Source organism: Micromonospora sp. NPDC005710 (genome assembly GCF_040630995.1).
Classification (GTDB): Bacteria; Actinomycetota; Actinomycetes; order Mycobacteriales; family Micromonosporaceae; genus Micromonospora.
Genome location: NZ_JBEXYP010000003.1, coordinates 364,852 through 378,107, shown reverse-complemented (window position 1 = coordinate 378,107; position 13,256 = coordinate 364,852). Strand labels below are relative to the sequence as shown.

Here is a 13,256-nt window from a genome sequence, read left to right as displayed (position 1 = left end):
AGTCACGAACTGAGATGGCACCCGTGAGGGCGAGGAGTGAGCTTGCGAGCCCCGCAGTCACGAACTGACATGGCACCCGTGAGGGCGAGGAGTGAGCTTGCGAGCCCCGCAGTCACGAACTGAGATGGCACCGTGAGTCAGCCCACCCTGTTCGGCGCGGGTCCCGCGCCGACGCCCCGACTCGCCGACTCCGGCCCCCGGTACACACCTGTGGAGCTGGCCAAGCTTCTGCGGTTGCCGGCGCCCACCCGGGAGCAGGCCGCGATCATCGCAGCCCCGGTGGAGCCGCTGCTGGTGGTCGCCGGCGCCGGGTCGGGCAAGACCGAGACGATGGCCGCCCGGGTGGTCTGGCTGGTGGCCAACTCGTACGTGCGGCCGGAGCAGATCCTCGGGCTGACCTTCACCCGGAAGGCGGCCGGCGAGCTGGCCCACCGGGTACGGACCCGGCTCGACCAGCTGATCCGCCGGGTCGGCAGGCAGGGACGGGACTCGCTGGACGACCCGATCGCTGGTGAGCCCACCGTCTCCACCTACCACTCGTACGCCGGGCGGATCGTCACCGAGCACGGGCTGCGGGCCGGTTACGAGCCGTCCACCCGGCTGCTCACCGAGGCGTCCCGCTGGCAGCTGGTCGACCTGTTGGTGCGCAACTACGACGGCGACATGTCCGAGGTGGACCGGATGCCCAGCACCATCACCGATGCGGTGCTGGCGCTCGCCGGGGAGCTGGACGAGCACCTGGTCGCGCCGGACGACCTGGCGGCCTGGACCGGTCGGTTCTTCGCCGAGGTGCAGTCCCGGCCGGGTCGGGTGTATGCCGACGTGCGCAAGGCGCTCACCCTCCAGCAGACCCGGTTGCGTTTGTTGCCGCTGGTGCGGGCGTACGCCCGGCGCAAGGAGGCCTTCGAGGCGATGGACTTCGCCGACCAGCTCGCCCGGGCGGCCCGGGTGGCCCGGGATCATCCGGGGGTCGGCGTGATCGAGCGGGACCGTTTCCGGGTGGTGCTGCTCGACGAGTACCAGGACACCAGCCACGCCCAGGTGGTGTTGCTCAACGCGCTGTTCGGTGGTGGGCACCCGGTGACCGCGGTGGGTGACCCGTGCCAGTCGATCTACGGCTGGCGGGGGGCCAGCGCGGGCACCCTGGACCGGTTCCCCACCGAGTTCGCCCGCGCCGACGGTGAGCCGGCCCCGGCGTTGGGGCTCACCACGAGTTGGCGCAACCGCCCGGAGATCCTCCGGGTGGCGAACGCTCTCTCCACCCCGCTGCGGGCGGCGGGTGCCCGGGTGCCGGAGTTGCGCTCCGCGCTGACCGTCCGCGACCCGATCCCGCACCGTAGTCCGGGCGGTGCGGCCGGCGGCACCGTGCACTGCGCGATGCTGCCCACGTACGCCGACGAGGCCGACTGGATCGCCGACAGTGTGCTCGCCGCCTGGCGGGGGGCGGCCGGGATGCCGGGCGCAGCCCCGGAGCACATCCCGGTGGCGCGGCGTCCGACGACCGCCGTGCTGGTCCGGGTCCGCAGCCAGATCCCGGCGATCGAGTCGGCGCTGCGCGAGCGTGGTCTGCCGGTCGAGGTGGTCGGGCTGGGTGGCCTGCTGGACACCCCCGAGGTACGCGACGTGGTCTGCACGCTGCGGGTGCTGGCCGACCCGACCGACGGCGCCGCGCTGCTGCGGCTGCTGACCGGCGCCCGTTGGCGGATCGGGCCGCGTGACCTCGTGGCGTTGCACCGGCGGGCTCGGGCCATCGCGAACGCCAGACGACAGGTGGCCGCCGACGAAACCTCGGAGATCAGCCCCGACCTGTTGGACGAGGCGACCCTGGTGGAGGCGTTGGCCGACCTCGGGCCGGCGCAGGCGTACTCGGCGGAGGGGTTCGCGCGGCTGCGCGCGTACGGCCGGGAGCTGGCGCTGCTTCGCTACCGCCTGGACCAGGCGCTGCCGGACCTGATCGCGGACATCGAGCGGACCATCGGCCTGGACGTGGAGGTAGCGGTGCGGGCCGGCCGGGACGGTGCCGGCGACGCGGGCCTGGCCCGCGGGCACCTCGACGCGCTCGGCGACGTGGCGGCGCGGTTCAGCGGGGAGACGCCCGGAGCGACCCTGTCCGGCTTCCTGTCCTACCTGGCCGCCGCCGAGGACGAGGAGCGTGGCCTGGCGCCGGGCGAGGTCGAGGTGGTGGAGGGTGCGGTGCAGGTGGTCACCGCGCACGCCGCCAAGGGCCTGGAGTGGGACGTGGTGGCGGTGGCCGGGCTCAGTCGTGGGCTGTGGCCGGGGCCGGTCCGCAACTCCGACCACTGGCTGGGTGGGTTGGGTGTGCTGCCGTTCCCGCTGCGCGGCGACGCCGACGGGCTGCCCGAGCTGGCGCTCGACGATGCGGGTGACCAGCGGGCCGTGGCGCGGGCGGTGACCGACTTCACCGACGCGTGGCGGGCCCACGACGAGCGGGAGGAACGCCGGCTGACGTACGTGGCGGTGACCCGGCCGCGCCGGCTGCTGCTCTGCTCCGGTTACTGGTGGGGGGAGGGCACGAAGCGACCGCGAGGTCCGTCGGTCTTCCTGCGGGAGGTGTACGACGCCTGCCTCGACGGCGGGCCGGGGCACCTGGTCGACGCCTGGGCTCCGGAGCCGACCCCGGACGCGGCGAACCCCACGGCCGAGGTGGTGCTCCGCGCGGAGTGGCCGGCCGACCCGCTGGGCGGTCGCCGGCCGGCGTTGGCCGAGGCTGCCGGTCTGGTGCGTCGCCTGATGGCCGACGGTCCGGCGGCGGCGCTCCCCGGGCCGGTCGGGCCGGTGCTCGCCTCTCCGGTGCCGGCCGGGTCGGTCACGCCCGACGGGTCGACTGTCGAGGCGGTGGATCCGGAGGTGGCGCGCTGGCAACGCGAGGCGGACCTGCTGTTGGCGGAGCGCGCCGAGCTGACCCGGCTCTCCGGTGCGGTTGAGGTGGCACTGCCGGGGGCGCTGAGCGTCACCCAACTGGTGGCGTTGCGGCGCGATCCGGCGGCACTGGCCCGTACGCTGCGTCGTCCGGTGCCGGCCGAACCCAACCCGTACGCCCGTCGAGGCACCGCCTTCCACGCCTGGTTGGAGCAGCGCTTCGGCGCCGACCGGCTGTTGGACCTGGACGAGCTGCCCGGCGCGGCGGACGCCGATGCCGCCCCGGACGAGGCTCTGGTCGAGCTTCAGGAGCGGTTCCTGGCCAGCGAGTGGGCCGACCGGTCGCCGGTGGAGGTGGAGGTGCCGTTCGCCACTGTGATAGCCGGAGTGGTGGTGCGGGGCCGGATGGACGCGGTCTTCGCCCGGCCGGGTGGTCGGTTCGACGTGGTCGACTGGAAGACCGGGGCGCAGCCCACCGGGCCGGCCGCCGACGTGGCCGCCGTGCAGCTGGCCGTGTACCGGCTGGCCTGGGCGGAGTTGGCCGGCGTGCCGGTCGACCGGGTGGGCGCGGCGTTCCACTACGTCCGGCACGGGGTGACAGTCCGCCCCGCCGACCTGCTGGACGTGACGGGCCTCACGGCCATGATCGCTCAGTTGCCCGAAGATTCCGCCCAAGCTTGACCATGACGGGGGAGGCTGTGGTAGCTTTTCCGGGTTGCAGTTTTGGTTACCAGAGACTCTGTGTGCGCCTGGCGGGATTGTGGCCCCAGGCGCTCTTTGTTGTGTCCGGAGTTCTCCGGGCGGGGCGACCAGAAGCGACAGGCGATTCGCGCATCCCCGCGCGGAGCGCTCCTCTTCGGGCAGGCAACACGTGCGTGTCCGACGTTCCGTCAAGGAGACGAAACACATGGCTATTGGCACCGTGAAGTGGTTCAACGCTGACAAGGGCTTCGGCTTCATCACCCCGGACGGCGGCGGCGCTGACGTCTTCGCCCACTTCTCGGCGATCCAGTCCTCCGGCTACCGGAGCCTGGACGAGAACCAGCGGGTCGAGTTCGAGGTGACCCAGGGCCAGAAGGGCCCGCAGGCGGAGAACATCCGCCCGCTCTGATCTTCGGATCGGTCAGCATTACCTGTCCCGCCCTCCGGGTGTGACGGTGACGGGACCGGCCCGCCCCGCTGTCGCCTGCGCATGCAGGCGGTGGCCCGGCGGCGGGCCGGCCTGTACTCCCTTTCGGTTCGTGCTTGTGAGTCCTGGCTGCCTTGTGCCGCCGGTTGACAGCGCCGACTTCGGCGCCCTCCCTCGACACGTTCCGCGTCGAGGAAGGCTCTCCGCATGACCACAGTTATTCCGTCCTTTGCTCTTACCGGCTTGGCGCCGGCGCTGCTCACCGCGCTGACCGCGCAGGGCATCAACGAGCCGTTCCCGATCCAGACGGCGACGCTGCCCGACTCGCTCGCCGGCCGGGACGTGCTGGGCCGGGGTCGTACCGGCTCCGGCAAGACCCTCGCCTTCGGGCTGCCGCTGCTGTCGCGCACCGCCGGCCGTAAGGCCCGCCCGGGTCGCCCGCTGGCCCTGGTGCTGGTGCCGACCCGCGAGCTGGCTCAGCAGGTCACCACCGCGCTGGCCCCGTACGCCCGCGCCGTCGGGTTGCGCTGCACCACAGTCGTCGGCGGGCTGTCGTTGCAGCGCCAGGCGGATGCCCTGCGCGCCGGCGCCGAAGTTGTTGTCGCCACCCCCGGCCGGCTGCACGATCTGATCAACCGTGGCGACGCCCGACTGGACCAGGTCGAGATCACCGTCCTGGACGAGGCCGACCAGATGGCCGACATGGGCTTCCTGCCGCAGGTCACCAAGCTGCTGGAGCAGGTCGCGCCGCAGGGGCAGCGGATGCTCTTCTCCGCCACCCTGGACGGCGGGGTGGACCGGCTGGTCCGCCGTTTCCTGAGCAACCCGGTCACCCACTCGGTGGACCCGGGAACCGCGACGGTCACCGCGATGACCCACCACGTGCTGCACGTCGACGCGCTGGACAAGCCCGACGCGCTGACCCGGATCGCCGCCCGTGAGGGCCGCACCATCCTGTTCATGGGCACCAAGCACCGCGCCGACCGGCTGGCCCGCCAGTTGCTGTCCAAGGGCGTACGCGCGGCCGCGCTGCACGGCGGCAAGTCCCAGCCGCAGCGCACCCGGATCCTGGAGCAGTTCCGCAACGGTCAGGTGACCGCCCTGGTCGCCACCGACGTGGCGGCTCGTGGCATCCACGTGGATGGCCTGGACATGGTGGTGAACGTGGACCCGCCGACCGAGGCGAAGGACTACCTGCACCGGGGCGGCCGTACCGCCCGGGCCGGCGAGTCCGGTTCGGTTGTCACGCTGGTCCTGCCGGAGCAGCGCCGGGACGTGTCCCGGCTGATGGCCACCGCGGGCATCCGGCCCGAGTCGGTCCAGGTGCGACCGGGGGACGGGGCACTGGCCCGGGTGACCGGTGCCCGTGAGCCGTCCGGCGTGCCGGTGACGATCGTCGCCCCGCCGGCCCCTGCTTCTCGGCCCCGTACCTCAGGTGGCGCGTCCGCCGATGGTGGCGCCCGGCCGGCGCACCGTGCGTCGGGCCGGTCCCGTCGCCCGCGTCGCCCGCGCACCGTCTGATCTTCCGCACGTCGACCGACCCGTCCCGCTTCGGTGGGGCGGGTCGGTTCTGTCTGTGCGGTGTGTCCGGGCCGGTCGGCTCTCCGGGCCGTCCGACCGGTCAGCCGTCCGCGCCGGGTGGTCCACTCCGCCGAGTCGGTAATCGGCCTCCGCTGGGTCGGCTGGCCGACTGTGTCCCGGCCGGTCGTGGTCGAGGCTGACCGACGGGGGAAAGCCGGGCGGGGGGCCCGGCGCGGGAGGGGTGACCATGGCGGGCGAAGCCGGCTCGGGTGCGCTGCGTGAACTGATCCTGGTGATCGCGGTCGCGCTCGCCGGTCTGTTGCTCGCCATGGTTGCGGCCTTCGCACCCTGGCAGGCCACCCCGGCGGGTAACGCTCCCGCCGGGCTGGTGGAGCTGCACAGTCCTGGCGACCCGGGCCCCGGTCCGGCGACCGCACACGTGGGCTGAGCAGTGACCGGCCTACCGGTGCCGGCGGAGGGGCAGGCCCGGTGAGGATCGGTGCGAGGTGTGGTCGGGTCGGCGGGGCACCGACCCGACCACATCGCCGGTGCCGCCCACCACTGACCCACCACGCCGATCTCGGCGGGGTGGGTTCAGCTTCGGGTTACCGGGGCTTGGGTTAGGAGTGCGGCCAGGGTCGTGTGGTCGACCACTGTCGCTATCGCCCCGTGTACCGCCAGCCAGACGTCGGTCAGCCCCGCCGCCACCCCGTGATAGCCGGCTCGGTCGGCCGGCAGGCCGCGCACCGTGGTGAGCGAGCCGCCGACCGCGCGCAGCACGTCCCCGACGGTGATCTCGTCTGGTGGGCGGGTCAGCGCGTATCCGCCGTCGGCGCCGCGGTGGCTGAGCAGCAGCCCGGCGCGGCGCAGGTCGAGCAGGATGCCCTGGAGGAAGCTGAGCGGGATGTCCTGCACCTCGGCCAGGCTGGCCGCCTTCACCAACCCGCCACCGCCGTCCTCGCCGTCGCCGCCACTCGCGGCGGCGACGGCAAGCATCGCCCGGAGCGCATAGTCACTGCGCGCGGAGACGTACACGGGTCAGTTGCCCGCCTGGTCGAGCACGCCCCAGCGACGTCGGATCGCCTTGTCCGCCGCGCCGAACGCGGCGTCCACGACCAGGCCGACGACCAGGATGACGATCATCGTGGAGAGCAGCCAGGGTGCGTCGGACAACTCGCGGGAGTACGTGAGCTGGGCGCCGAGCGAGGTCTGCGAGATGCCGACCACGAGCAGTTCGCCGGCCATCAGGCTGCGCCAGGAGAACGCCCAGCCCTGCTTGAGGCCGGCGACGATCGCCGGTAGGGCGGCCGGCGCGATGACGTACCGGTAGAGGTTGAGCCCTCGGGCACCCAGGTTGCGGCCGGCGCGCTTCAACAGCGGTGGCACGTAGTCCACACCGGAGATCACCCCGTTGGCGATGGACGGTGCCGCGCCGAGCACCACCACGAAGAAGATCGCCTTCTCGCTCAGCTCGAAGAGCAGGATGGCCAGCGGGAACCAGGCGATCGACGGCATGGTCTGCAATGCGGTGATCATCGAGCCGATGGCGGCGCGCAGGACCTTGGACCGGGCCACCGCCAGGCCCAGCAGCAGACCGACGGCGACCGAGAAGACGTACCCGAGGGCGGCCCGGCGCAGCGTGGTGACCAGGCCCTCCCAGAGCTGCGGCTTCTGGGCCTGGCTCATCAGCTCGCGGCCGACCTCCAGCGGGCCGGGCAACGAGTACGGCGGCTTCCAGCCCGAGAGGACCACGAGCTGCCAGGCGGCGATGGCGATGGCGAGAGCGGCGAGCTTGGGCCAGGTGGCCGCCCAGATCCGGGCGCCCCGGGAGACTTCTTTGTCCCGGCCGGCGATCTCCAGCGCGTCCAGTCCGGAGATCTCCGCGTCGGCACGCGCCGAACCGGTGAGGGTGTCACTGGCCATGGCGGCCCACCTCCGTACGGAGCCGCTCGGTGACCTCGGCGGCGATGGCGGCGACCTCGGGGGAGTCGATCCGACGGGGGCGCGGGATGTTCACCTCGGTGGAGTAGATGATCCGGCCGGGTCGGCTGGAGAGCAGGATGATCCGGTCGGCCAGCCGGGCGGCCTCGCGGACGTTGTGCGTCACGAAGAGCACCGAGAGCTTGCGCTCGGACCAGATCCGTTCCAGCTCGTCGTGCAGGATGTCGCGGGTCATCGCGTCCAGCGCGCCGAACGGCTCGTCCATCAGCAGCACCGGAGTGTCCAGGGCCAGGGTGCGGGCCAGCGCGACCCGCTGCCGCATTCCGCCGGAGAGTTCGTGCGGGCGCTTCCGGCCGAAGTCGGACAGGTGCACGGTGCGCAGCAGCTCGGCGACCCGCTCGCGGCGCTGCGCCCGGGGGAGCCGGCGCAGCTTGAGCGGCACCTCCACGTTCGCGTCGACAGTCAGCCACGGGAAGAGCGCCGGCTCCTGGAACATCAGGCCCGGGTTGGCGTCGCCGGCCAGGGTGATCTGCCCGCCGCTGACCCGGTCCAACCCGGCCACCAGGTTGAGCAGCGTGCTCTTGCCGCAGCCGGACGCGCCGACCAGACAGACGAACTCGCCGGGAGCGACGTCGAGCGACACGCCGTCCAGGGCCAGGACGGCGTTCGCCCCGCGCCCGTACACCTTTGTCACGCCGGAGAGCGCGACCGCTGTGGTCGCGCTCCCCGGCGCCGTCGTGGTCGACGTCATGGCTGGATGACCTCGGGCTTGCCGGCGGCCTTCAGTGCGTTGTTGAGGTACGTCAGGTCGTACAGGCCCTTGAGGTCCACCGGCTCGGTCAGACCGACGTCGACGGCGTGGTCGAGCCCGGCCTTGAGGGACGACGTGATCGGGTCGTTGGTGAACTCCAACGTCGGCCACGCCTGCTTGATGAGCTTGAGGTCCAGCGGCTTTCCGGTGATCTTGCCGATCGCGTCGGAGATGGCCTGCTGAGCCTCGTCCGGCTTGGTGTTGACGAACTCGTTGGCGGCGACCTGGCCGTCGACGAGCTTCTGCACCACGTCCGGGTGCGCCTTGAGGAACTTGGTGCTTACCAGCAGGTTGGTGATGACGAACTTCTTGTCCGGCCACAGGTCGCGCTCGTCGACGAGCACCTTGCCGCCGGCGTTGACCAGGCGGGAGACGAAGGGCTCGGGCACCCAGGCGCCGTCGATCCCGCCGCTGTTGAACGTCTCGACAGTCTGGGCGTTCTCCTGCGGCACGATCTTGACGTCGCCGCCACCCTCCTTGGTGGTCTTCAGGCCCTGCTGCTTGAGCCAGTACCGGATCGCGACGTCCTGGGTGTTGCCCAGCTGCGGGGTGGCGATCTTCTTGCCCCGCAGGCCCTGCGCATCAGTGATCCCGGGCTTGACCACGAGCGCCACGCCGCCGGAGGCCGCGCCGGAGACGACCCGGACCGCCTCACCCTTCGACTTGGAGAAGGCGTTGACAGTCGGGTTCGGGCCGATGTAGGTGGCGTCCAGCGCGCCGGAGAAGACCGCCTCGATGGCGGCCGGGCCGGCGTTGAAGGTCTTCGGGTCCAGCTTGACGTTGCTGCCGAGCTTCTCCGCGAAGATGCCCTTCTCCACGCCGACGACCGCCGGCGCATGGGTGATGTTGGGGAAGTAGCCGAGGCGCAGCGTCACCGGGCCGGAGCTGTCGCCCGTGCCCTCGCTGTCGTCGCCGCACGCGGCGGTGCTGCCCAGGGTCGCCGCGCCGACCACGGCGAGGGTGGCCAGGGTGACCAACCGGCGCAGGGGGAGCCGTCTCATCGTCCATCCAATCCGCAGTATTCCTACTTAGTTGGTAGGAAGAGTGGGCCAGGCTGCGGTCAGCGTCAAGGCCCATCCACATTGCGGGATGGCGCGTCTCAGATATGTCGGTATTTCCTACCAGCTTGCTAGGGTAATCGGCATTCGCTCACCGGCAGAGAGGCGACTTCGCCATGACCTTCCACTGGTTCCTGCCCACCTCCGGCGACGGCGACCAGGTCGGTGCCGCCACAGTCACCGCGGGCGCCGCGAGGCACGACCGCGCCGCGACCGTCGCCTACCTGGCCGAGGTCGGCCGAGCCGCCGAGGCCAACGGGTTCACCGCCGTCCTCACGCCGGTGGGCGCCGGTTGCCCCGACCCGTGGATCGTCTGCGCGGCGGTCGCTCAGCACACCGAGCGGCTCGGCCTGCTGGTCGCGGTCCGGGCCGGCTTCGCCCTGCCCACCCTGATCGCCCAGCAGGCCGAGGCGTTCCAGGCCATCTCGGACGGCCGGCTGTCGCTCAACATCGTCACCGGGGGCGACCCGGCCGAGCAGCGGGCGTACGGCGACTTCCTCGGGCACGACGACCGCTACGCCCGCACCGGCGAGTTCGTCGAGGTGCTTCGCCGCGCCTGGGCCGGCGGGCCGTTCGACTATGCCGGCAAGCACTACCGGGTCGACGCCGGGGGCCTGGCCACGCCGCTCGCCGTGCCGCCGCCGGTCTACTTCGGCGGCGCGTCCCCGGCCGCCGAGACGGTGGCCGCCCGACAGGCCGATGTGTACCTGATGTGGGGTGAACCCCCGACGTCGATCGCGGCCCGGGTCGCCCGGGTGCGCGCGCTCGCCGCCGAGCAGGGGCGCACCCTGCGCACCGGCCTCCGGCTGCACGTCATCGCCCGGGCGACGAGCGCCGAGGCGTGGGCGGAGGCCGACCGCCTGCTGGCCGGAATGAGCAGGGAGCGGATCGCCGCCGCGCAGGCCCGGTTCCGCCGGATGGACTCGGTCGGTCAGGCCCGGATGGCCGCGCTGAACGCCGGCCGCACCGACGGGCTCACCGTCGCACCGAACCTCTGGGCCGGCGTCGGCCTGGTCCGCGAGGGCGCCGGCACCGCGCTGGTCGGCAGCTACGCCGAGGTCGCGGCCCGCATCGACGAGTACGCCGCGCTCGGCGTCGACGAGTTCATCCTCTCCGGCTGGCCGCACCGGGAGGAGGCCGAGCGGGTCGGCGCCGAGGTGCTGCCCCTGGTGACGGCCTCGGTTGCGGCGGCTCCGGGAAGGTCGCGGGTGGCGAACGTGTCGACGCGCTAGGGTCGACTCCGTGGCGGCGCGGAGATCCAGAATTCCAGCGACGAAGTATCCGGTCGAGCGGTTCACCCTCGACAACGGCCTGCGGGTGGTGCTCACCCCCGATCGCAGTGCCCCGGTGATCGGGGTGGCGGTGGTCTACGACGTCGGCATCCGATCGGAGCCGGAAGGGCGCACCGGCTTCGCCCACCTCTTCGAGCACCTGATGTTCCAGGGCTCGGAGAACCTGGAGAAGCTGGCCCACTTCCGGCATGTGCAGGGCGCGGGCGGCACCTTCAACGGCTCCACCCACCTCGACTACACCGACTACTTCGAGACGCTGCCGAGCAACGCGCTGGAACGCGCGCTGTTCCTGGAGGCGGACCGGATGCGTGGCCCCCGGCTGACCGAGGAGAACCTGCGCAACCAGGTCGACGTGGTCAAGGAGGAGATCCGGGTCAACGTCCTCAACCGGCCGTACGGCGGCTTCCCCTGGCTGACCCTGCCGCCCGTCATGTTCGACACCTTCCCGAACGCCCACGACGGCTACGGCTCCTTCGACGACCTGGAGTCGGCGACCGTCGCCGACGCCGCGGACTTCTTCCGCCGCTACTACGCCAGCGGCAACGCCGTGCTGGCCGTCAGCGGGGACATCGACGTGGCCGAGGCGACCGAGCTGGTCACCAGGCACTTCGGCGACGTGCCGGCCCGCCCGGCACCGCAACGACCCGACTTCACCGAGCCCGACCTGAGCGCCGAGCGGCGCACCTCGTACACCGACGCCCTGGCGCCGCTGCCGGCGGTGGCCGGCGCCTGGCGCGTGCCCGACCCGGTCGCCGACTTCGCCGGCTACCTGCCGTACGTGGTGCTGGCCGAGGTGCTCACCGACGGTGACGCGTCGCGGCTGGTGGAGCGGCTGGTGCAGCGGGACCGAATGGTGACCACCCTCGGCGGATACCTCGGCTTCATGGGCGATCCGTTCGACGTCCGCGACCCCACCGCGCTGCTGTTGCAGGCGCACCTGCCGCCCGGGGGCGACGTGGACAAGGTGCTGCGCACCATCGACGAGGAGTTGGACCGGCTGGCCACCGACGGGCTGACCGACGGCGAGCTGGCCCGCACCCAGGCCCGGATGGCCACCCACCTGCTGCGCGACACCGACGCGGTGCTCGGACGGGCGCTGCGGATGGCAGTGCTGGAGCAGCAACGCGGCGAACCGGGCCTTCTCAACGAACTGCCCCGGCTGGTCGGCGAGGTCACCGAGGAGCAGGTCAGGGCCGCTGCTGCCACCCTGCGCCCGGAGCGCCGGGCCGCCATCGAGGTCATCGCCGGAGGTGCCAGGTGACGACGACGACCACCACCACCACGCCTGTCGGGCCGCGGACGCTGCCGCCGCTCGGGCCGAACCGCAAGCTCAAGGTGCCCAAGCAGGCCGAACGCACGCTGCCTAACGGGCTCACCGTGATCGCCGTACGCCGGCCCGCCGTACCCCTTGTCGAACTGCGGCTCTGGGTGCCGTTCGGTCGGGTCCACCTGGCTCGCGGCGCGATGCTCTCGCAGACCATGCTGTCCGGCACCGAGTCGATGACAAGCGTGCAGATCGCCGCCGAGTTGCAGAAGGTGGGTGGTGGGCTGTCCGCCGGTGTCGACCCGGACCGGCTGCTGCTTTCCGGTGCCGGCCTGGTCACCGGTCTGGACCGGATGCTGGAGCTGCTCGCCGAGGTGCTGACCGGCGCGAGCTATCCCAGCGACGAGGTGGCCACCGAACGGGACCGGCTGGTCGACCGCATCCAGGTGGCGCAGAGCCAACCCTCGCACCTGGCCCGGGAGGCGCTGCTCAAGCGGATCTACGGTCGGCACCCGTACGCGACGCAGACGCCGGAGCCCGGCCAGATCCAGGCGGTGCGACCGGGGGCGCTGCGTACCCTGCACTCGGAGCGGGTCCATCCGACCGGCGCGCAGTTGGTGCTCGTCGGTGACGTGCAGCCGGAGAAGGCACTGGATGCGGCCGAGCGGGCGCTCGTCGGCTGGTCGGGTGCCGGGCGGGCGGCCGAACTGCCGGCGACCCCGCCGCTGGAACCGGGGCCGCTGCTGCTCGTCGACCGGCCCGGCTCGGTGCAGTCGTCGCTGCGGATCGCGTTGCCGGCGGTGCCGCGTACCGACCCCGACCACGCGCCGCTGCAACTGGCCAACCTGATCTTCGGCGGCTACTTCTCCTCCCGGTGGGTGGAGAACATCCGCGAGGACAAGGGCTACACGTACGGCCCGTACTCGGTGATCGAGCACTCTGTCGCCGGGTCGGTGCTGGTCGCCGCCGCCGATGTGGCCACCGACGTCACCGGTCCGGCGCTGCTCGAAACGACGTACGAGTTGGGGCGGTTGGCGTCGTTGCCCCCGAAGCCCGAGGAGTTGGAGCAGGCCCGGCAGTACGCCCTGGGCACCCTCCAGCTCGGCATGTCCACGCAGGCCGGGTTGGCGGCGTTGACCAGCGCGTACGCGGGCAACGGTCTGCGCCTGGACTTCCTCGCCGAGTACGCGGCGCGGTTGGCGAAGGCGAGCATCGACGACGTCGCGCAGGCGGCGGCCCGCTACCTGGCGCCGGCTCGGGCGGCGGTGGTGGTCCTCGGCGACGCGGACCGGGTCACCCCGGGGCTGGCCGCGCTGACCACAGTGCACACCGAGCAGAAGGCGTGAGCACGCGAACCATG

General features: G+C 72.3%; 11 protein-coding genes. 7 read left to right on the top strand and 4 right to left on the bottom strand.

The features are described 5' to 3' along the window. The first annotated feature begins 132 nt into the window (after nt 1-132). From ABZ406_RS06175 to ABZ406_RS06160, 4 genes are all read left to right on the top strand, one after another. Nucleotides 133-3,561, top strand: coding sequence for a UvrD-helicase domain-containing protein (locus ABZ406_RS06175; protein ID WP_357756222.1), 3,429 nt, complete (start codon nt 133-135; stop codon nt 3,559-3,561). A 226-nt stretch (nt 3,562-3,787) separates the two neighbouring features. Continuing rightward, complete coding sequence (locus ABZ406_RS06170; protein WP_007464836.1) at nt 3,788-3,991, top strand: cold-shock protein; 204 nt, start codon at nt 3,788-3,790, stop codon at nt 3,989-3,991. Between the two features lie 225 nt (nt 3,992-4,216). Beyond that, a complete protein-coding gene (locus ABZ406_RS06165) occupies nt 4,217-5,530 on the top strand; it encodes a DEAD/DEAH box helicase (protein WP_357756221.1) in 1,314 nt (437 codons plus the stop codon). Between the two features lie 247 nt (nt 5,531-5,777). After that, nucleotides 5,778-5,978 carry a hypothetical protein gene (locus ABZ406_RS06160; RefSeq protein WP_357756220.1) on the top strand — a complete coding sequence of 67 codons (201 nt, stop codon included), beginning with the start codon at nt 5,778-5,780 and terminating at the stop codon, nt 5,976-5,978. Between the two features lie 146 nt (nt 5,979-6,124). Here the strand turns inward: ABZ406_RS06160 and ABZ406_RS06155 are convergent, their stop codons facing one another. The 4 genes from ABZ406_RS06155 to ABZ406_RS06140 are packed head-to-tail and all read right to left on the bottom strand — an operon-like array spanning nt 6,125 to nt 9,283. Beyond that, complete coding sequence (locus ABZ406_RS06155) at nt 6,125-6,565, bottom strand: Rrf2 family transcriptional regulator (protein ID WP_357756219.1); 441 nt, start codon at nt 6,563-6,565, stop codon at nt 6,125-6,127. A gap of 3 nt (nt 6,566-6,568) precedes the next feature. Next, entirely contained in the window at nt 6,569-7,453 is an 885-nt protein-coding gene (locus ABZ406_RS06150; RefSeq protein ID WP_357756218.1) for an ABC transporter permease, read from the bottom strand. After that, the gene (locus tag ABZ406_RS06145; protein WP_357756217.1) at nt 7,443-8,222 is read right to left on the bottom strand and encodes an ABC transporter ATP-binding protein; all 780 of its coding nucleotides are present in this window, start codon (nt 8,220-8,222) and stop codon (nt 7,443-7,445) included. The genes ABZ406_RS06150 and ABZ406_RS06145 overlap by 11 nt, the downstream gene beginning before the upstream one ends. After that, nucleotides 8,219-9,283, bottom strand: coding sequence for an ABC transporter substrate-binding protein (locus ABZ406_RS06140; protein ID WP_357756216.1), 1,065 nt, complete (start codon nt 9,281-9,283; stop codon nt 8,219-8,221). Before ABZ406_RS06140 ends, ABZ406_RS06145 begins: the two co-directional genes overlap by 4 nt. Nucleotides 9,284-9,456: 173 nt before the next feature. Here ABZ406_RS06140 and ABZ406_RS06135 point away from each other — a divergent pair, with 173 nt between their 5' ends. The 3 genes from ABZ406_RS06135 to ABZ406_RS06125 are packed head-to-tail and all read left to right on the top strand — an operon-like array spanning nt 9,457 to nt 13,242. Beyond that, nucleotides 9,457-10,572 (top strand): LLM class flavin-dependent oxidoreductase, encoded by a 1,116-nt coding sequence (locus tag ABZ406_RS06135; RefSeq protein ID WP_357756215.1) that lies wholly within the window; start codon nt 9,457-9,459, stop codon nt 10,570-10,572. Between the two features lie 10 nt (nt 10,573-10,582). Next, nucleotides 10,583-11,893, top strand: a complete 1,311-nt coding sequence (locus tag ABZ406_RS06130) for a pitrilysin family protein (protein ID WP_357756214.1) — start codon at nt 10,583-10,585, stop codon at nt 11,891-11,893. Next, nucleotides 11,890-13,242 carry a pitrilysin family protein gene (locus tag ABZ406_RS06125; RefSeq protein ID WP_357756213.1) on the top strand — a complete coding sequence of 451 codons (1,353 nt, stop codon included), beginning with the start codon at nt 11,890-11,892 and terminating at the stop codon, nt 13,240-13,242. The genes ABZ406_RS06130 and ABZ406_RS06125 overlap by 4 nt, the downstream gene beginning before the upstream one ends. Nucleotides 13,243-13,256: the final 14 nt, after the last annotated feature.

Coding starts and splice junctions, on each gene's coding strand:
- ABZ406_RS06170 (WP_007464836.1), top strand. CDS start 3,788: ATGGCTATTGGCACCGTGAAGTGGTTCAACGCTGACAAGGGCTTCGGC.
- ABZ406_RS06165 (WP_357756221.1), top strand. CDS start 4,217: ATGACCACAGTTATTCCGTCCTTTGCTCTTACCGGCTTGGCGCCGGCG.
- ABZ406_RS06160 (WP_357756220.1), top strand. CDS start 5,778: ATGGCGGGCGAAGCCGGCTCGGGTGCGCTGCGTGAACTGATCCTGGTG.
- ABZ406_RS06150 (WP_357756218.1), bottom strand. CDS start 7,453: ATGGCCAGTGACACCCTCACCGGTTCGGCGCGTGCCGACGCGGAGATC.
- ABZ406_RS06145 (WP_357756217.1), bottom strand. CDS start 8,222: ATGACGTCGACCACGACGGCGCCGGGGAGCGCGACCACAGCGGTCGCG.
- ABZ406_RS06140 (WP_357756216.1), bottom strand. CDS start 9,283: ATGAGACGGCTCCCCCTGCGCCGGTTGGTCACCCTGGCCACCCTCGCC.
- ABZ406_RS06135 (WP_357756215.1), top strand. CDS start 9,457: ATGACCTTCCACTGGTTCCTGCCCACCTCCGGCGACGGCGACCAGGTC.